General features: G+C 69.1%; 18 protein-coding genes. 7 read left to right on the forward strand and 11 right to left on the reverse strand.

All coding sequences use genetic code 11. The annotated features are described in order from the left end of the window. Window positions 1-2: 2 nt before the first annotated feature. The 5 genes from LW840_RS13040 to uvrA all read right to left on the reverse strand — a co-directional run bounded on the left by LW840_RS13040 (window position 3) and on the right by uvrA (window position 6,037). Window positions 3-407, reverse strand: coding sequence for a YbjN domain-containing protein (locus tag LW840_RS13040; RefSeq protein WP_291263384.1), 405 nt, complete (start codon window positions 405-407; stop codon window positions 3-5). A gap of 101 nt (window positions 408-508) precedes the next feature. Then, on the reverse strand, window positions 509-1,492 hold the full coding sequence (locus tag LW840_RS13045; protein WP_291273149.1) for a hypothetical protein: 984 nt from the start codon (window positions 1,490-1,492) through the stop codon (window positions 509-511). Then, entirely contained in the window at window positions 1,485-2,369 is an 885-nt protein-coding gene (gene sdaAA, locus LW840_RS13050) for an L-serine ammonia-lyase, iron-sulfur-dependent, subunit alpha (protein ID WP_291277120.1), read from the reverse strand. The genes LW840_RS13045 and sdaAA overlap by 8 nt, the downstream gene beginning before the upstream one ends. A 28-nt stretch (window positions 2,370-2,397) precedes the next feature. Beyond that, window positions 2,398-3,066: an L-serine ammonia-lyase, iron-sulfur-dependent subunit beta gene (gene sdaAB / locus LW840_RS13055; RefSeq protein WP_291263387.1), complete on the reverse strand. Its 669-nt coding sequence runs from the start codon at window positions 3,064-3,066 to the stop codon at window positions 2,398-2,400. A gap of 55 nt (window positions 3,067-3,121) precedes the next feature. Further along, on the reverse strand, window positions 3,122-6,037 hold the full coding sequence (uvrA, locus tag LW840_RS13060; protein ID WP_291266690.1) for an excinuclease ABC subunit UvrA: 2,916 nt from the start codon (window positions 6,035-6,037) through the stop codon (window positions 3,122-3,124). An 84-nt stretch (window positions 6,038-6,121) separates the two neighbouring features. Here uvrA and LW840_RS13065 point away from each other — a divergent pair, with 84 nt between their 5' ends. Genes LW840_RS13065 through LW840_RS13080 form a run of 4 tightly spaced genes read left to right on the forward strand, consistent with a single transcriptional unit; the run spans window position 6,122 to window position 10,019 of the window. After that, window positions 6,122-6,877: an ABC transporter ATP-binding protein gene (locus LW840_RS13065; protein WP_291263389.1), complete on the forward strand. Its 756-nt coding sequence runs from the start codon at window positions 6,122-6,124 to the stop codon at window positions 6,875-6,877. Then, entirely contained in the window at window positions 6,870-8,588 is a 1,719-nt protein-coding gene (locus LW840_RS13070) for a hypothetical protein (protein ID WP_291269062.1), read from the forward strand. The genes LW840_RS13065 and LW840_RS13070 overlap by 8 nt, the downstream gene beginning before the upstream one ends. A gap of 55 nt (window positions 8,589-8,643) precedes the next feature. Beyond that, window positions 8,644-9,429 carry an A/G-specific adenine glycosylase gene (locus tag LW840_RS13075; RefSeq protein ID WP_291266689.1) on the forward strand — a complete coding sequence of 262 codons (786 nt, stop codon included), beginning with the start codon at window positions 8,644-8,646 and terminating at the stop codon, window positions 9,427-9,429. Next, entirely contained in the window at window positions 9,426-10,019 is a 594-nt protein-coding gene (locus tag LW840_RS13080; protein ID WP_291277121.1) for a hypothetical protein, read from the forward strand. The genes LW840_RS13075 and LW840_RS13080 overlap by 4 nt, the downstream gene beginning before the upstream one ends. Before the next feature lie 32 nt (window positions 10,020-10,051). Here LW840_RS13080 and LW840_RS13085 read toward each other — a convergent pair whose 3' ends face one another. The 6 genes from LW840_RS13085 to mtnA all read right to left on the reverse strand — a co-directional run bounded on the left by LW840_RS13085 (window position 10,052) and on the right by mtnA (window position 16,437). After that, on the reverse strand, window positions 10,052-10,606 hold the full coding sequence (locus tag LW840_RS13085; RefSeq protein ID WP_291263393.1) for a zinc ribbon domain-containing protein: 555 nt from the start codon (window positions 10,604-10,606) through the stop codon (window positions 10,052-10,054). Continuing rightward, a complete protein-coding gene (locus tag LW840_RS13090; protein ID WP_291263396.1) occupies window positions 10,606-11,253 on the reverse strand; it encodes a cytochrome c-type biogenesis protein CcmH in 648 nt (215 codons plus the stop codon). The genes LW840_RS13085 and LW840_RS13090 overlap by 1 nt, the downstream gene beginning before the upstream one ends. Further along, window positions 11,253-13,289, reverse strand: a complete 2,037-nt coding sequence (locus LW840_RS13095; protein ID WP_291277122.1) for a heme lyase CcmF/NrfE family subunit — start codon at window positions 13,287-13,289, stop codon at window positions 11,253-11,255. The genes LW840_RS13090 and LW840_RS13095 overlap by 1 nt, the downstream gene beginning before the upstream one ends. Window positions 13,290-13,400: 111 nt before the next feature. Further along, window positions 13,401-13,856: a cytochrome c maturation protein CcmE gene (locus tag LW840_RS13100; protein WP_291266686.1), complete on the reverse strand. Its 456-nt coding sequence runs from the start codon at window positions 13,854-13,856 to the stop codon at window positions 13,401-13,403. Between the two features lie 93 nt (window positions 13,857-13,949). Then, complete coding sequence (gene glpK, locus LW840_RS13105; RefSeq protein WP_291277123.1) at window positions 13,950-15,437, reverse strand: glycerol kinase GlpK; 1,488 nt, start codon at window positions 15,435-15,437, stop codon at window positions 13,950-13,952. Window positions 15,438-15,444: 7 nt separating this feature from the next. Next, the gene (mtnA, locus tag LW840_RS13110) at window positions 15,445-16,437 is read right to left on the reverse strand and encodes an S-methyl-5-thioribose-1-phosphate isomerase (RefSeq protein ID WP_291266684.1); all 993 of its coding nucleotides are present in this window, start codon (window positions 16,435-16,437) and stop codon (window positions 15,445-15,447) included. A gap of 84 nt (window positions 16,438-16,521) precedes the next feature. On the opposite strand from mtnA, the gene LW840_RS13115 reads away from it, so the two are divergent. From LW840_RS13115 to LW840_RS13125, 3 genes are read left to right on the forward strand one after another with little or no spacing between them, the layout of a single operon-like run. Then, window positions 16,522-17,298, forward strand: a complete 777-nt coding sequence (locus LW840_RS13115) for an enoyl-CoA hydratase-related protein (RefSeq protein WP_291277124.1) — start codon at window positions 16,522-16,524, stop codon at window positions 17,296-17,298. A gap of 28 nt (window positions 17,299-17,326) precedes the next feature. Continuing rightward, entirely contained in the window at window positions 17,327-18,454 is a 1,128-nt protein-coding gene (recF, locus tag LW840_RS13120; protein WP_291266683.1) for a DNA replication and repair protein RecF, read from the forward strand. Between the two features lie 19 nt (window positions 18,455-18,473). Beyond that, the gene (locus tag LW840_RS13125; RefSeq protein ID WP_291262659.1) at window positions 18,474-18,782 is read left to right on the forward strand and encodes a DUF721 domain-containing protein; all 309 of its coding nucleotides are present in this window, start codon (window positions 18,474-18,476) and stop codon (window positions 18,780-18,782) included. Window positions 18,783-18,995: the final 213 nt, after the last annotated feature.

An 18,995-nucleotide genomic window follows, 5' to 3' on the forward strand; every position in this document is an offset into this window, starting at 1 on the left:
GATCAGCGAGCCTCGCGGAAGGCGGCCAGCTCACGCAAATGTCCGGTGAGCGAAAGTGTCATGCTTTCGAACGACGCCAGAAACTCCTCGAAATCGAGGTGCGCGAGCTCGAGCGCCTCGGTGAGCACCACGGCATCGCCATCGATGCCGTACGCGCCATGCAACAGGTCGGTGGCGTTCAGCTCCAGGAGGCGACGGTTGAGCGCGGCCGATTCGGCGGCGTCTGCCGGCAGGGGCATCACCTTCACGCGCAGCAGCACCACCGGCGGATTGTGGGTGACAACGACATCGAAATCGAGCGCACCGCCCGGCTTCACCACCCAGAGTCCCGGTTCGACTTCCTGATACGTGGCGCCGTCGGCATTGAGCCGGTCGAGGAACGCCTCGATGTCCTCACGCGTGACCATGATCGATTCCCTTGAGGTTCGGTTGCTGAGCCGTACGGGAGCAGGCGCGGTTTCGTTTCGACACGATCCGCGCCGTCAGCGGAAGATACGCCGAAGACGGGTCAGGGACAGCGGCCGACATAGATCGCGCCCTGCCGCCCCTCGGTGACGACCAGCAGGCGGCCGTCGGCGAGCCAGGTGAGCCCCTCGGCCGTGTCCTCGCGAATGGGAAGGGCACATCGGGCCACCAGGGCGCCGGGACGTCCGGTAGCCGGATCGGCGTCGAACACATGCACCGCGCCATACGAGAGCAGGGCCAGGCGTCTCCGGCCGTCGACCAGCGGCGCCGACAGGCTGGCGTCCGTCACCCAGTCGTGCGCGGTGCCACGTTCGGGGATGAGCGGCAGCGAGTCCACCACCGCCGCCGTATACACGCCCCCCTGCTCCCACGCCGCCCGCGGCACATGGTACACACGCACCGGGCGCCACGCGCCGCCGGCGCCTCGTGCGGGGCGCTTGGTGACCAGCCACAGGCCGCCGTCCGCTCCGGCGTACATCGCCTCCACGTCGTACGAACCATCGGCATAGCGCACATCGAGTGATCGCCGCACGCGCACCGTACTCGCGGTGGTCCGTGGCTCCGCGAGCTGGTACAGCGTCAGCGTTCCACGAATGGCCGCGTTGTCGCCGACGTCGCCAATGGTGACGCACTGTCCCTCACTGCATGGTCCGGTGGCCAGCGCTTCCCAGTCCCGGTTCCTGACGCCCTTCACATCCACCCGCCCGAGGGCGCGCCCCGTGCTGTCGAAGGCGAACAACGTTTCGTCGTTCCCGCTGTCGTTCTGGCTCCAGAAAACGCCGGGCTCACCCACCGATACCACCGCGCCAGACGCCTCTTCCAGCGCGTCGTCAGCGAAGCGTCCACTGCGGTGGGTCTCGCGCAGCACCACATCACCCTGGCGCACCCAGCGCAGCTGACCGCCTCCCACGGGATCGCACCCCGCCATGAGAAGGCCGGTCAGCAGCAGACTGGCGCGCCCTGCAACGGCGGCAGCAACGGCCGCCGCAGCGGTGGCCCCGCCCAGCGGGCGCGACCGCTCACCCACCGCTGCGCTTCAGCTCGTACAGGCGCTCACGCGCCAGCCGGCGTCCGGTCGGGGTGGCCGCCAGCCCGCCACCGGCGGTCTCGCGGTACCGCACGTCCATGCTCGCGCCGATCTCCCCCATCGTGTCGATCACTTCGTCGGCCGGGATCGCGAATTCGATGCCCGCCATGGCCATTTCAATGGCCGCGAGGGCAATGGCCGCGCCGGTGGCGTTCCGGAAGACGCAGGGCAATTCCACCAGACCGCCGAGCGGATCACAGACCAGCCCGAGGGTGCCCTGCTGCGCCAGGGCCGTCGCGTGCCCCACCTGCCGCGGCGTGCCGCCCAGCATTTCCACGGCCGCGCCGGCGGCCATACCGGCCGCGGCCCCGGTCTCGGCCTGACAACCGCCTTCCGCCCCCGACAGCGAGGCCCGTTCCGCCACCACGGCGCCAATGAGACCGGCAGTGGCCAGGGCATCGACCACGCGTTCCTCATCGATCCCCTGGGCAACTGCCAGTCCCGTGAGCACGGCGGGAAGCACCCCGGCCCCGCCCGCGGTGGGCGCCGCCACGATCACCCCCATGGCCGCGTTCACCTCCTGCACCGCCAGCGCCCGCGCCAGCACATCGCGGAAGGCCGTGCCCGCCAGTGGCCCGGCCGGCCCCGTCCGCAGCTTGGCGGCATCGCCACCCACGAGTTCCGACGCACTGCGCAGATCCCCCACCAGACCGCGGTCCACGGCGCCACGCATCACCTGCAGCGCGCGCCGCAGCGCATCCCGGATCTCCGCCACGGGGCGCCCCTGATCCTGCGCTTCGGCCTCGAGCGCGACGGCAGCCAGGGTGGTCTGCCGCGCTTCCGCTTCGCGGATCGCGTCCGCCAGACTCTTGAACATCAGCGTGCTCCGGCACGCAGCGGCGCGGTCATGCGCTCACCTTGTCGAGGCGGAAGGCCCACGTCACCCACGGCAGCGCCCGAATGGCATCGCGCACGGCCTCGCGAGGTTGGTCATCCACCTCGATGACCATGAACGCGTCACCTCCCCGCTGTTTCCGCGACAGCTTGAGCGTGGCGATGTTCACATCGGCCTCGGCGAGAATGCCGGCGATGCGAGCCACCGAGCCCTTCACGTCGTGCGCCACCAGGACGATCGTGTGCAGGTTGCCCGAGACCTCCACCGGGTACCCGTCAATTTCCGTGACCAGCACCCGGCCCGCGCCGAGGGAGGCGCCGACCATGACCGACCGGCGCCCCCCGCGCGCCAGCGCAATGCGCACGGTGTTGGGGTGCGCATCGTCACCGAGCGACGTCTTTTCAAAACGATACTGCAGGCCCTCGCGCTCCATGATTTCGAGTGCCGTGCGCAGCCGCTCGTCGTCGGGGCGAAAGCCCATCAGTCCCCCCACCAGCGCCTTGTCGGTGCCGTGTCCCTCGCCGGTGCGGGCAAAGCTGCCGTGCAACTCGATGTGCGCCGTATCGGGCGTGCCGCCCACGAGGCAGCGCGCGAGCAGCCCCAGGCGACAGGCGCCGGCGGTGTGACTGGAGCTTGGCCCGACCATGACGGGGCCGATGATGTCGAGAAGGGATACCATGAATGGGCAATGTAGCGACCGTGAGCGATGTCGCGACGCCGCCGCGGCCTCTGCCTCAGACGCGCAGCATGGGGGCAAGGTAGCGGCCGGTGTGACTGTGCGGCACGCGCGCGACCTCCTCCGGCGTGCCCTGCGCCACGATGGTTCCCCCCCGCACGCCACCTTCGGGTCCCAGGTCCACCAGCCAATCGGCGGTCTTGATGACATCGAGGTTGTGTTCGATCACCAGCACCGTGTTGCCGCGGTCCACCAGCTTGTGCAGCACGTCGAGCAGGACCCGCACGTCCTCGAAGTGCAACCCGGTGGTGGGCTCGTCGAGGATGTACAGGGTGCGGCCCGTGTCCCGCTTCGACAGTTCCGTGGCGAGCTTCACGCGCTGCGCTTCGCCGCCGGAGAGCGTCGTGGCGCTTTGCCCGAGATGGATGTACCCGAGTCCCACGTCGCGCAGCGTTTCGAGCTTCTGCACGATGCGCGGCTGGTTCTCGAACACGCCGCATGCCTCCTCCACGGTGAGGTCGAGCACCTCGGCAATGCTCAACCCGCGGAAGCGCACCTCGAGCGTTTCGCGATTGAAGCGCTTCCCCTTGCACACGTCGCACGGCACGAACACATCGGGGAGGAAGTGCATCTCGATCTTCACGAGTCCGTCACCCTGACACGCCTCGCAACGCCCACCCTTCACGTTGAAGGAGAATCGGCCCGGGCCGTAGCCGCGGATCTTGGCTTCGGGCAACTCGGCGAACAACTCACGCACCGGCGTGAAGACGCCCGTGTAGGTGGCCGGATTCGAGCGCGGCGTGCGGCCGATGGGGCTCTGGTCGATGTCGATGATCTTGTCGAGATGATCGAGTCCCGTGATGCGCGTATGGAGCCCCGGCAGCACCCGGGCCCGGAAGAAGTGGCGGGAGAGCGCCTTCTGCAGAATGTCGGTCACCAGCGTGGACTTCCCCGACCCGGACACGCCGGTGACGGCCACGAAGCAACCGAGGGGGAACTCCGCCGTGACATCCTTGAGATTGTTCTCCCGTGCGCCGTGCACCGTGAGCGTGCGCGCGGCATCACGCGGCCGACGGGCCACCGGCACCTCAATGCGGCGGGTTCCACGCAGATAGGCGCCCGTGATCGACGCCGGCGTGTTCAGCACATCCTGCACCGAACCGGCGGCAATGACCTCGCCCCCGTGCTTGCCCGCACCGGGGCCGAGGTCGATGAGGTAGTCGGCCTCGCGAATGGTCTCCTCGTCGTGCTCGACCACGATGACCGTGTTGCCGAGGTCCCGCAGCTGCTTGAGTGTGCCCAGCAGCCGCCCGTTGTCGCGCTGGTGCAGCCCGATACTCGGCTCGTCGAGGATGTACAGCACGCCCACCAGCCGGGACCCGATCTGCGTGGCCAGGCGAATGCGCTGCGCTTCGCCGCCGGACAGGGACTCGGCACTGCGGTTGAGCGTGAGGTAGTCGAGTCCCACGTCCACGAGAAAGCGCAGCCGTTCGCGGACCTCCTTGAGAATGGGACCGGCAATGCCGGGATCGAGGCCGGGATGTCCGGCGCTGCGCACCGGCACGCGGTCGAAGAACGCCAGGGCATCGGCCACGCTGAGCTGCACCACATCACCCAGGTTGCTGCCGTGCACCGTCACCGCGAGGGACTCCGGGCGCAGCCGCTTGCCGGCGCACGCGGGGCACGGTGCCGCCACCATGTAGGCATCGAGCTCGAGACGCACGCCATCCGAGCTGCTTTCGTCGTAGCGCCGCTGCACGTGGGTAACGATCCCTTCCCACGAGGTTTCCGGCGCCTTGGCTGCCGTCTTTGCCGCCGTGCCCTTCACCGCCTTCTTGACCGCCTTGCGCGCGCGCACCGGGGCGTCGCCCATCCCGTACAGCAGTTGCGTGCGCACCGACGCCGGAATCTTCCCCCACGGGGCGTTGAGGTCGAACCCGAGCAGCTTGGCCAGCCCCGGCAGGATGACCTTGCGCAAGTAGCCGTCGGGTTCGCCCCACGGGAGAATGACCCCTTCGAGCATGGAAATGCTCGGATCACCGAGAATGAGCTCCTCGCTCACGCTGCGGGTAGTCCCGAGGCCGCTGCAGGTTTCGCAGGCGCCGAAGGGCGAGTTGAAGGAGAAATGGCGAGGCTCCAGCTCGGGCATGGAGATGCCGCAGGTGGGGCATCCGTAGCGCTCGGAGAACATCTCCGTGTGGGGAGCCCCGCCGTCGTAGCGCACCACCTCCACCAGTCCTTCCGCCAGACGCAGCGCGGTTTCCACCGAATCGGTGATGCGCCCCCGGTCTTCGGTGCGCACGACCAGCCGATCGACGACCACGGCGATCGAGTGATTGAGCCGGCGGTTGAGCTTGGGCGGATCGGCGAGCTCGATGAGTTCCCCGTCCACGACGGCGCGAACGAACCCCTGCTTGCGTGCCCCTTCGAACAGCTCGCGGAATTCGCCCTTGCGCTCCTGCACGAGGGGCGCGCGAATCTCGAGTCGCGTCCCGTCCGGCCACGCGAGCACCTGCTCGGCAATCTGCGTGGGACTCTGTCGCTGCACGGCCCGGCCGCAGCTGGGGCAGTGCGGTGTCCCGGTGCGTGCGTACAGCAGGCGCAGGTAGTCGTAGATCTCGGTGACCGTCCCCACCGTGGAGCGCGGATTGTGTCCGGCCGACTTCTGCTCGATGGAGATGGCCGGCGACAACCCCTCGATGGCGTCCACGTCGGGCTTCTCCATGAGCCCGAGGAACTGCCGCGCGTAGGCCGACAGCGACTCCACGTACCGCCGCTGCCCTTCGGCGTAGATCGTGTCGAAGGCGAGCGAGGACTTTCCGGAGCCGGACAATCCGGTGACGACCGTCAGCTGGTCGCGCGGGATCGTGACGCTGATGTTGCGCAGATTGTGCTCGCGCGCCCCACGAACCACGAGGGCGTCGGTTACGGGCGCCACGGGCGGATTCGCAGAGGGGATCGTCGGGTCAGGCATCGCCGTGGAAGCTGCGAGAAGCCCGCGGGGGACACAACCCCGCCGGGTTGGTGCCCCCTGGCGGCCCTCGATCGTCTATTTCGCATGATCGAGATCTCCTCACTCTCCAAGCAGTACGGCACCTTCACCGCCGTACGCTCCCTGGACCTCGTGGTCCCCGCCGGCGAGCTGTTCGGCTTTCTGGGACCAAACGGCGCCGGCAAGACGACCACGATGCGCATGATCGCCGGCATCCTGCAGCCCAGCGCCGGTGCCATCCGGATTGCCGGACACGATCTGCTGGCCACCCCCATGCAGGCCAAACGCGCCCTGGGGTTCATTCCGGACCGGCCGTTCATCTACGAGAAGCTCACCGGCATCGAGTTCCTGCGGTTCAGCGCCGGACTCTACGGCGAAGCGGGCCCCGACGTGGATCGTCGCGGCCACGAGCTGCTCGCCCTGTTCGACCTGGAGCCGTGGCGGGACGAGTTGGTGGAAAGCTACAGCCACGGCATGCGGCAGAAGCTCATCATCGCCAGTGCCTTCGTGCACCGCCCGGCCGTGATCGTCGTGGACGAACCGATGGTCGGGCTCGACCCGAAGTCGTCGAAGATCCTCAAGGACCTGTTCCGTGAGTACACCCGCCGCGGCCACACGGTGATGATGAGCACCCACACCCTCGAGATTGCGGAGGGCATGTGCGATCGCATCGGCATCATGCAGCGGGGTGAGCTGGTGGCGTGCGGGACCATGGAGGAGCTGCGCGCCTCGTCGGGACATGACGATGCCCTCGAGGATATTTTCCTGCGACTCACGGGCGACCGTGTGGCCCGGGAACTGGTGGAGGTGCTGGATGCCTGAGGCGGGGATGCCCCCCGTGGCCGGCACCATGGATGGGGGCGCGTGGTCGCTGCTGCGTCCCAAGTGGCAGATGGCGCGCAATCGGACGCGCCACCACCAGCAGGGTGACCTGCGGCGCATCGTCGTGGTGGGGTCCGTTGCGCTGCTCTTCTGGAGCGCGACCTTCGCGCTCGCACTGCGCCTGCTCCGCTATTTCCGCAGCGCCGAAGACATTGGTGCGCTGCTGGCGGCCAAGCTCCTGGCCATGATCCTGCTCTCCTTCGGCTCCATCCTGTTGCTCTCGAACACGATCGCGGCGCTCTCGAACTTCTTTCTGGCCCGCGACCTCGACCAACTGGCGGCGGCGCCGGTGCGCAGTGGATCGTTGTACCGGGCGCGCCTGGCCGAGACGGCATTGCACTCGAGCTGGATGGTGGCCCTGCTGCTGGTCCCGCTGGTGGGTGCATACGGGGTGGCCTATCGCGGGGGGCTCGACTTCGTGCTCTTCGCCCTCGCGGTGTTCGTCCCGTTCCTGCTCATTCCCGCCGCGCTCGGCTCGGCGGTGACGTTGCTGCTGGTGAATGTCTTTCCGGCCCGCCGCACACGGGACCTGCTCAGCGTGATCGCGGCCATGGCCGTGGCGGGACTCGTCCTGCTCTTCCGCGCGGCGCGCCCCGAGCAGCTCGCGCGTCCCGAAGGCTTCGCCAACTTCATGCAGTTCGTGGCCGCCCTCGACACCCCGTCGTCGCCGTGGCTTCCCAGCGAGTGGGTGAGCGAGGCGGTGGTGAAGTACCTCGAAGGGAAGGCGGCGTGGCAACCGCTGCTGCGCCTCTGGGCGACGGCCGCCGTGCTGGTGGGGGTGGGGCATGTGCTGTATGCGCGCGGCTGGCGCCGCGCGTACAGCATGGCGCAGGAAGGGGCGACCAAGCGCGGCACGGCACGCAGTGCCCGTCCGTGGCTCGATCGTGCGCTCACCTTCCTCGGCCCACTGCGTCGTGAGCTGGTCCTCAAGGAATTGCGGGTCTTCGCCCGCGACAGCACCCAATGGTCGCAGCTCGTGCTGCTGGCGGTGCTGCTGGTGGTCTACGTGGCCAACGTGCGCTACCTGCCGCTCAACGGCGAAGGCGTGACGGTGCTGCTGCGCAACCTCATCCCCTTCCTCAACCTGGCGCTGGCCGGTTTCGTCCTGGCGTCGATCGCCGCGCGCTTCGTGTTCCCGAGCGTCTCGCTCGAAGGGCGCGCCCTGTGGTTGCTGCGCTCGAGTCCGCTCCCCGTGGGCGAACTGTTGTGGGCCAAGTTCTGGGTGGGAGCCGTGCCGCTGCTGGTGTTGGCGCTGGTACTGGTGGGTGCCACCAATGTCATGCTGCGCGTCACGCCGTTCGTGCATCTGGTGTCGCTGGTGTCCATCACGGCGCTGGTGTTCCCGCTCACCGCACTGGCGCTGGGGTACGGCACGTTCTATCCGCGCTTCGACAGCGAAAACGCCGCCCAGATTCCCACCTCTTTCGGCGGTCTGCTGTTCATGATCACCGCCATCGGCCTCATTGGTGTGGTGGCGTTCCTCGCCGGACGTCCGGCGGCCCGCTGGGTCGTCGCCGAGCATTTCGGCCGCCTGCGCGATCCGCTCGATCTGGTGGTCCCATTTGCCATGGGCGTGCTGGTGTGTGCGGCGGCAACCGCGTTGCCGTTGCTGCTGGCACGGCAGCGCCTCGAGGCGCTCGAACGGGGATGACCGGCGGCACCCGTGGGGGTGAAGGGGCGCTGGCGATCCTTTAGCTTTGCGCCTCATGACTCCGCGCGCCGCCGGCCCATCGTTCGTTCCCCCGCCCCCTGAAACGGCCACCGCCTTTCGGCGGCGGTTGCATGCCTGGTTCCGCACCCACGCGCGCGACTTGCCCTGGCGGCAGACCCGCGACCCGTACCGCATCCTGATTTCGGAGCTCATGCTCCAACAGACGCAGGTATCACGGGTGCTGGACTTCTACCGGCGGTTCCTCGGGCGCTTTCCCGACCTGCCCACGCTCGCGCGGGCCCGTTCGCACTCGGTCATGGAGTACTGGGCAGGACTCGGGTACTACGCCCGGGCGCGCCATCTCCACCTGCTCGCGCGCCACGTCACGGCCACGCGCGATGGCGTCATTCCCAGTGAGCCTGAGCAACTGCGCGCGTTGCCCGGCGTGGGCGCATACACGGCGGGGGCCGTGGCGTCGTTCGCGTACGAGAAGCGTGCGGCGCTCGTGGATACGAACGTCGCCCGGGTCCTGCACCGGGTCTTCGCGCCGGAGCTCAACCCCAAGAGCGGGGCCGGGCTCAAACGACTCTGGCACCTCGCTGAACAGCTGCTCCCGCGCACGGGGAAGCAGTGCTGGACACACAATCAGGCGCTCATGGAGCTGGGGGCCCTCGTCTGTTCGGCGCGTGCCCCCAAGTGCGGGGTGTGCCCGGTGCGTGGCCTGTGTGCCAGCGTCGATCGCCTGCCACGATCAGGGCCGAAGCGCGCCTCCAGCACGTCATGCCGCAACACGCCCGCAGCCCGCGGCCCCGCGCGTACTCGGGCGGCGATCGGCAGATGATCCACTGCGAGGTCGACGGGGTGCGGGCACGCACGGCGCCGCTGCACGATCGCGCTGCACACGCGAGCGCCGAAGCGCTGGGCCAGGCGTGGTTCGGCCCCAACTTCAGCGAGTCGTGCTTCGACGCCTGGGCTGCGCAGTGCGCCAACATCCTGTTCGTCGCCGAGTTTCTGACAACCGGCGAATTCCTCGGCTACGCCGATCAGCTGTTCCTCGCGCCGGGCACGGCCGCCGCCCTGCGCGCCGGCCACATGGACGAAACCCACTTTACCACGCACGATGTGCTGGGCGATGAGGCCGTGGCGCAACTCCCGGCGGGCAGTGCGGTGACCCTGTACCTGGCGGGCATGTGCGTAACGCACCCCGGCACACGGCACGGTCGTGCCGCCGCGAAGGCGCTGCGCGGCTGCCGGCGCGCGCTGCTGGCCCACTGGCGCTCCCGCGGGTTGACCATTCACCTGCTGCTCGCCGCAGCCACCGAGGCGGGGCGCAAGATTGCCACGCGCGCCGGCGGTGTGCTCATTGGCACCGGCGACGCGCGCGCGGATGGCTACGACTTGTACGAACTGCCCGATCTGCCCGACTGGTAACCGGTCGCCGTCAGGCAGCCGTGAGGCAACTGTCAGGCCGCGGCGAGCTGCGTGCCGCAACCGCTGCAGAAGCGCGAGCCAACCAGATCGATTGTCGTGCCGCACGCGCCACACTTTTCCGGCAGATAGCGCCCGCAGCTGGAACAGTACGTGGCATCCGGCTCCGGCCGCGGTCCGCACACGCCACAGCGGCGCACACCGGCGCGGGCGCGGGCAATGGCCGCTTCCACCGGATCGGGCGCGCCGTCGAGGACGGCCAGCGCCGGCGCCGGCGTAGTCACGTTGCCCCCACCCGCCGCCGCCTCCGCCGCTCGCAACTCCGCCAGCGCTTCGCGGGTGTAGCGCTGTTTCATGTCCGCGTAATCGCTCTCGCTCAGCTTCCCCGTTTCGCGATCGAATTCGATTTCGCGCAGCGCGTCCACGGCGGTGTTGACCGGTTCGTCGTCGTCTCGGCGCCGCTTGGGCGCCGGCTTCGCGGTGTCCGTCGCATCCATGGCCCCCAGCAGTGGTGACAGCACGAGGGTGAGGGCGGCGAGCGCCAGTCCGGTGCCCACCACCAACGGCAGGGCGCCTTCGGGCAGGGCCATTACCGCTCCTCCCGCAAGGCCGCCTGCAGCCTGGCCAGCTCCTCGGGAGTGGCATCGAGATTTTCGCCGCCGGTCGCTGCCGGCGTGTGCGCGGGACGTGCCGACTCGGCCCGCTTCGCATTCATGCGCCAGCTGCGCAGCAGCACACCAATGCCCACGCCCCCTATGGCCACCGCCGCAAACGGGGCAAACCACGCGACGAGGCTGAACCCTTCCTTGCGCGGCGCGTTCAGGATGAAGTCACCGTAGGTGCCGGTGAGCGCCTCCATGATCTCGGCGCCGCTGTAGCCACCGTCCACCAGACGCTGGATGTCCCCATGCACCGCCGGCGAAATGCCGCAGGAGAAGTCGGTGGTGCGGCAGGTGTAGATGTCGAGGGTGCACGGACACGGGCAGGCCAGTTCACGCTCGAAGGCTTCGACCTGCTTTGCATCCATGGTGGGCTTCGCGCCGGGCTTGGGAGGACGCGACACCGGCTTGTAGCTGTCCGACGTCATCTCCTCGCCGCCCGGGGCCGCGGCGGCGGGCTGCTGCGCCGACGCGCGACGGGATACGAGCGCCGTTCCGGCGGCTACCGCGCCCGCCCGCAGGAGGAACGCCCGGCGTGACTGCCCGCGGCGGGAGGTGAGCGGATTGCGGGACTCCATCACGCCCCCGCACCCACCGGCTCGAGCTCGCGCCCCATGGGGATCTGCGCCACGTACCCGCCTTCGCGTTCCGCCTTCTGCGCCTGCGGCCACATCACGATGAGCCCACCGAAGGCCATGACGATGCCGCCGAACCACACCCACCACACGAGCGGGTTGAAGTTGATGTGCACCGCGGCAGTGTCCCGATCCACGGCACCCGTGAACACCAGGTACACGTCCTGCTTGGGCGACTCGAGAATCCCCACCTCGGTGGACGGCTCGAAGGTGGGCTCCCCGCGCGAATTCACATGCTGACGCTTCTCGCTGGAGAGCAACCCCATGCGCTTGCCATCACGGGTGACATCGAACGTCACGGCCGTCACACGCCGATTGAGTTGCTCGAAGAACGAGATGCCCTGACTCGTGAACACCCAGTCGTGACCATAGGCGTCGGTCATCTTCACCGACTCGCCGGTCTTGAGCGTGGCCGTGATGTCCTTCTTGAACATGAGGCCGGCGAAGGCGCAGAAGAGCACCACCACGCCGAAGTGCACGATGTAGCCGCCGTAGCGGCGGCGATTGCGACCAATGAGTCGGAAGAACGCCGCGAAGAAGCCCTCGCTGTACATGCGGCGCCGCGCCCCCACCCCCTTCACGAATTCCTGGATGATGGTGCCGAACACGAACCCGGCCAGCAGGTAGGACACCAGCGCATACGGGTCGCGCATCCCCAGCGCGAGCAGGGCCACGCAGACCACCACGCCCGCGATCAGGGGCGCCGTGAACTGCCGCTGCAGATTGGCCACGGAGGCCCGGCGCCAGGCAATGAGGGGACCGATGCCGGTCAGCGCGAGCAGCAGCAAGCCGAGGGGACCGTTGACTGCGTTGAAGAACGGCGGCCCCACCGTGATCTTGTCGCCCTTCACCCACTCGGAAAGAATGGGGAAGAGCGTGCCCCAGAGCGTGGCGAAGCAGATGCCCACCAACACCAGGTTGTTGTACAGGAAGGCGGCCTCGCGGCTCACCATGCTCTCCAGCTCGGCCTTGGCCTGCAGATCGTTGAGGCGGGTGCTCACCAGGTACACCGTGACCGCCGTGGCCGCGATGAGGAAGCCCAGGAACCAGTTGCCAATCGGGGAGCGCGCAAAGGCGTGCACGCTTTCAATGACCCCCGACCGGGTGATGAACGTGCCCAGAATGGTGAGCAGGAAGCTCAGCACCACCAACGTCACGTTCCACTTGCGCAGCATGCCGCGTTTTTCCTGGATCATGATGCTGTGCAGGAACGCCGTCACGGTGAGCCACGGCAGGAACGACGAGTTCTCCACCGCGTCCCACGCCCAATACCCGGCCCAGCCCAGCTCCACGTAGGCCCACCACATGCCCAGCACGATGCCGATGGTGAGGAAGAACCAGGACACCAGGGCCCAGCGACGCACGGCGCCCAGCCACTGCGCATCGAGCTGCCGCGTGACGAGCGCTCCAATGGCGAAGGCAAAGGGCACCGCCGTGCCGACGTAGCCGAGGTAGAGCATGGGCGGGTGTGCCGCCATGCCGGGGTTCTGCAGCTGCGGATTCATGCCGCGGCCGTCGGCCGGCACCCAGTCCAGGCGCTCGAACGGATTCTCCGCGAACGCCATGGTCATGAGGAAGAAGAGCGACACGACACCCAAGGTCCCGGTCACGTACGGCATCATCGCCCGGTTCCTGTCGCGGTTGGTGAACACCGCGATGGCCGCGTACATCGTCATGATGAGCGTCCAGAACAGCAGCGACCCCTCCTGTCCGGCCCAGAAGGCCGTGAACAGGTACACCTTGGGCAGATTCGCGCTGGTGAACGACGCGACGAACTTGAGCGAGAAATCGTGCGTGAAGAGCGCGGTCCACAGGCCGACCGAGGCCAGGACGACGAAGCCGAACGTGGCGTACATGGCCCGTTCGCCACTCTTGATCAGATCGGGGCGCGCCTGCATGCCGCCCGCAAAGGAGACCGTGGTCGTCCAGGTCGCCATCAGCAGGGCGATCCAGAGCGACAGCTCACCAACAAGAATCATGACGCCTCGCGCGGTGCGCGGAGGCCGGGCGCCGACTCGCGCCCGGCGCGTGAGTTGCCACTACGGTGTGACGGGGCGCGGCACGGACGGCCGCGCACGACGAACGCCGTGTTACGCCTTGGGGACGTTGTCGGGGTGTTTGGCGCCCGGCGGATACTGCCCCGGCTGCCCCGGCGCGTTCTCGTAGCGCGACGCGCACTTGGCCAGCAGCGTCGTGGCCTGGAACACCCCGTTGGCGTCAAGACGCCCCTCCACCACGATATCCACGCCGTCGGTGAAGGTGTCGGGGGCCACGCCGCGATAGTGCACCGGGTACGTCTTCGTGCCGTCGGTCATGATGAACGTCAGCTCGCGGCCACCCGGATCACGCTTGATGGTACCGTCCACCACGCGGGCGCCGATCTTCACGCCGTTCTTGGAGAAGCGCGGGTTGACGGCCACCTTCGCCGCCAGTTCACCCGGCGTGAGGTAATACGTGGCCGTCTCGTCGATCGAGCTGGCCATGAGATAGGAGGCAGTGCCAAGCACCAGCACGCCGCCGAGCAGGAACTTGTTGCGAGCTTTCACGGGGTCGCCGTCCTGTAAGGTCGGGAGGGTAGGGCTGGAAGATACTACGTCGGCCGAGAAAGGGCACTCTTCCCGACAGGATTTATCGGCATGCTACCGGGGGTCACGGGCCCACCCCAGCGCAGCCCGGACGGCGCGGCGCCACCCTTCATACGCGGCAGCGGCCGCGGCCGTTCCGCCCGTCGAGGGCGAAAAGCGGGTGAACTGCCGGCTGGCGAGGAATTCGCTCCCGTTGGCCCAGACGCCGGCCGCCAGGCCGGCCAGACCAGCCGCTCCCAGGGCCGTCGTTTCGACCATGTCCGGGCGGTCGACCGGCACCCCCAGCACGTCGGCCTGGAATTGCATGAGCCAATCGTTGGTGGTCGCGCCGCCGTCCACCCGCAGCTTGTCGAACGGCACCTGCCCGTGGGTGCGCATGTCCCCCAGCACGTCGCGGGTGGCGAAGGCCATGGCCTCGAGCGCCGCGCGCGCGAAATGCGCCACGCCGGTTCCGCGGGTAATGCCCACGATGGTGCCGCGGGCGTTGGGCTCCCAGTCCGGTGCGCCGAGTCCCACGAGCGCGGGCACGAAGTACACCCCCTCGTTGGACGCCAGCGATCGGGCGAGCGCCTCCGTCTCCCGGCTCGTGGCGATGATCCCCAGCCCGTCGCGCAACCACTGCACGGCGGCGCCGGCAATGAAGATCGAGGCCTCGAGGGCATACACCGGCTGCCCGCGCTCGTCACAGGCGATGGTCGTGAGCAGGCCGGAGCCCGCCACCGGTTGGTGCGTGCCGGTGTTCAGCAGCAAGAAGGCGCCCGTGCCGTAGGTGTTCTTGCCGTCGCCCGCCCCCCAGCCGCCCTGTCCGAAGAGCGCGGCCTGCTGATCGCCGGCGATGCCGGTAATGGGCAGCGACACGCCAAGCGTGGCCACCGTGGTGCGCCCCACCTCCCCGCTCGACGGCACCACCGTGGGCAGCAGGGCGGGTGCCACGCCGAACAGTGCACACAGTTCCCCGCTCCACGCACGCCGGTGGATGTCGTACAGCATGGTGCGCGACGCATTCGTGTGGTCGGTGGCATGGACCGCCCCGCCGGTCAGGTGCCACACCAGCCAGCTGTCGATCGTCCCCGCACACAGCTCGCCGCGATCGGCACGGGCGCGGTGATCGCCCTGCGCCAGCAACCACTCCAGCTTCGTCCCGCTGAAATAGGGATCGGTCACCAGCCCCGTGAGTGCGCCGATGCGCGCCTGATGCGGCTCGAGCTCGGCGCACCGCGCAGCGGTGCGACGGTCCTGCCACACGATGGCGCGGTGCACGGCACGACCCGTGGCCCGTTCCCAGAGCACGATGGTTTCGCGCTGGTTGGTGATCCCCACGCACACCGGCGCCTCGGCGCCCGCCTGCCGCGCCGCCGCCATGGCGTCGCGGGCCGCATCGAGCGTGCGCTCGAGGATTTCGTGCGCGTCGTGCTCCACCCATCCCGGGGCCGGGTAGTGCTGCGTGATTTCGCGGTAGGCGCGGCCCACGACACGCCCATCGCGGGCGATGACGAGACAGGTGGTGCCGGTGGTACCCTGATCGATGGCGAGGACGGACATGGGTCGCTCAGACGAAGGGAGGGGTGATGAGACCGCGGTCGGTGAGATAGCCGGTGACAAGGTGGCGCGGCGTGACGTCGAAGGCGGGGTTCCACGCCGGTACGCCGGGCGGCAGCTCGCCCAGTTCATCGCGGCTGCGGTGTTCGATGACGATGTCGGGTCCCGTTGCCGTGGCCGGATCGATCGTACTCCACGGCGCCGCCACGTAGAACGGCACCGCATGGGCGCGCGCCGCGAGCGCCACCCCGTACGTGCCCACCTTGTTCGCCACATCCCCGTTGGCCGTGATGCGATCGGCGCCGACGATCACCACATCCACCTGCCGTTGCGCCAGCAGCGAGGCGGCCGCGCCATCCGGCAACACCGTGACGTGAATGCCGGCACGGGACAGCTCCCAGGCGGTGAGCCGCGCGCCCTGGCGGAGGGGACGGGTTTCGTTGGCATACACCGTTACCAGGCGACCGGCCGCATGGGCCGCGTAGATCGGCGCGAGGGCCGTACCGGTTCCCGCGGTGGCCAGCGCCCCCGCATTGCAATGGGTGAGGATGCGCGCACCATCCGGCACCAGCGGCAGCCCGTGCCGCCCGATGGCGGCGCACATCTGCACATCCTCCTGGCGGATCACCTCGGCCTCCACGCGCAGCGTCTCCAGCAGCTGCTCGTCGCCCGTCTCGGCCGCCAACCGCAGCAACCGGTGCACGGCCCAGGCCAGATTGACCGCCGTGGGCCGGGCCTCGACGAGACGCGACGCGTATTCCGGCAACAGGGCACGGGCGGTACTTCCCCGCCCCTCGCTGTCGGCGGCCAGCGCAACCGCCAGACCAATGGCGGCCGCCACGCCAATGGCGGGGGCCCCACGCACTGCCAAGGTGCGGATGGCGTCGATGATGTCGGGCAGTGCCACGAGGTCGCGGATCACCTCGCGGGCGGGAAGGTAGCGCTGGTCGAGGATGCGGAGCGCGCCGGTATCGGGGGACCAGCCCACGGAGGGGATATGCATTGGAGAGTAAGGTAATGCCGGCGGCAGCCGGCGGGTCGCTAGCTTTATCCTGCTCCCACGTCCCTGCCCCGAGCCCGCGCGCCCATGTACGAGTACCTCATCTTCGACGTTGCCGACCGCATTGCCACCATCACGGTGAACCGGCCGGACAAGCTGAACGCACTCAACGACGCCACCATTGCCGAACTCGGTCGCGCGATCGACGAGGCGAATGCCCGCGCCGACGTGGCGGCGGTGCTGCTCACCGGGGCGGGCCGGTCTTTCATTGCCGGCGCCGACATTTCGGAGCTGGAGAGTCAGTCGCCGCTCGAGGCGCAGCGACGCGCCCGTGCCGGGCAGGCGATCTTCCGCCGCTTCGAAACCAGTCCCAAGCCCACGGTGGCGGCCATCAACGGGTTCGCGCTGGGCGGGGGCTGCGAACTCGCCATGGCGTGTCACGTGCGCCTCGCCAGCGACAAGGCCAAGCTGGGCCAGCCGGAGGTCAAGCTCGGGATCGTGCCCGGCTACGGTGGCACGCAGCGGCTGCCGCGCCTTGTGGGGCGTGGCGCCGCGCACCGGTTGCTGCTCACGGGTGACATGATCGATGCCGCCGAGGCGCTGCGCCTCGGCCTCGTGGATCAGGTGGTCGCGCCGGAGGCGTTGCTGGACACCGCGCGCGCGCTGCTCACCACCATGGCCGCCAATGCCCCACTCGCGCTGGCCGGGTGCATCGAAGCGGTGGACCGCGGCCTCGGAGTCACGCTCGAGGAGGGGTGCACCATCGAGAGCGACTTCTTCGGGCTGCTCTCGGCGACTGCCGACATGAAGGAAGGAATGCGGGCGTTTCTCGAAAAGCGCGCGGCCACCTTCACTGGCCGCTGAACACCCGCCGCGCGCCGGCCCTCCCCCCGTGCTTCAGCACCTGACCGCGCGCGACTATCGCAACTTCGCGCGCCTCGACGTGGCGGTTCCCCCCGCCGGCTTCGTGATCGTGGGGGAAAACGGGCACGGCAAGTCCAACCTGCTGGAAGCCGCGGCGTATCTGGGGCTGCTCCGCTCCTTTCGTGGCGCGCGGGATGCCGATGTGGTGCGCTTTGGCGCGGCGGCTTTTCACGTACGGGCCACGCTGGCGGCACCGGCGGCGTGGACCACCGTGAGCGTGGGCTACGAACGCGCCACCAAGCGGAAGCGCGCCACCCTCGACGGCGTGGAGCAGCCGCGGCTCACCAACGCGCTGGGGGCGTTGCCGGCGGTGGCCTTCTCGCCCGATGACGTGACGCTGGTGACCGGCGCCCCGGGTGACCGCCGGCGCTACCTCGACGTGATGCTCGCCCTCTCGTCACCGGCGTACCTGCAGGCGCTGCAGCAGTACCGGGCCGCGCTGCTGCGACGCAATGCCACGCTGCGCGCGGCGCAGCGGGATGGCGGGCGAGGCGATTACGCGGCCCAGGTGCAGCTCTGGGAGCCAGCGCTCGCGGAATACGGGGGATTCATTGCGGCGGCGCGTCACCGGTTCGTGCAGGAGCAGGGGGCGCGCTATGCACAGCTGTGCACCGCCATTGGTGAGCGGGAGCCGGCGCTGTTGCGCTGCGTCGCGGCAGGCGGCGACAACACCGACGCGCTCTGCACCAGCAGCCAGGCGCAGTCGGTCGCCCTCACGCGCGCCTTGGCACAGCAGCGCGCCAGCGAACTGCGGCGTGGCATGACGCTGGCGGGTCCGCACCGCGACGAGCTGCTGCTGCAGCTGGGGGCGCGCGACCTGCGCACCTTCGGATCGGCCGGGCAACAGCGGAGCGCGGCCATTGCGCTGCGCCTGCTGGAGCTCGCCACGCTGCGCGCGGCGCTGGGCCATGCCCCGCTGTTGCTGCTCGACGATCCCTTCGCCGAGCTCGATCTGCGCCGTGCGGGGCGCGTGCTGGAGTTGCTGGAAGACGCCGGGGCGGCGCAGGTGCTGCTGGCCGTGCCGCGGGCCGAGGACATTCCGGCGGCCTACACCCGGCTTGAACAGCGCACGATGCGCGACGGCGTGCTCACATGACGCCCCTCCGGCGCAACGCATGAGCGAACACAAGCGATCGCCGTCGAAGCTTGGCGACGTGGTGGCGTCGGTGCTCAAGCATGCCGGGCTGACCGATCGCGTGGCGCAGGCGGCGGTGATTCCCGAGTGGCCCGCCCTGGTGGGCGCGCAGATCGCCGGCGTGACCGAGCCGCTGCTGCTGCAGCAGGACGGCACGCTGGTGGTGATGGTGAAGACCCACGCGTGGATGCAGGAACTCACGCTGCTCGAGCCGCAGCTGTTGACGCGGCTCAATGCCGACCCGTCGCGTCCGCCGATCGTGAAGTTGCGCTGGATGCTGCGCCGGTAAGGCCGGGTTCCTGTGCCGAGCCCCCGGCGTCCCGCCCCCTTCCGGCAGGGATGGGGCGCGGGGAGCGGGAGGCGGGGAGCGGGAGGCGGACCGCCCGTCCGCAAGTCTTTATTTGACAACAACTTAGAAACCCATCGGGCAGTTGCTTCCACCCCCCGGTGTGGGTATATTCAAAGGTTGTGTTTCCGGGCCAGTCTTCGCCCTTCAAACCCT

The organism is Gemmatimonas sp. (assembly GCF_021298855.1).
In the GTDB taxonomy this organism is placed as follows: domain Bacteria; phylum Gemmatimonadota; class Gemmatimonadetes; order Gemmatimonadales; family Gemmatimonadaceae; genus Gemmatimonas.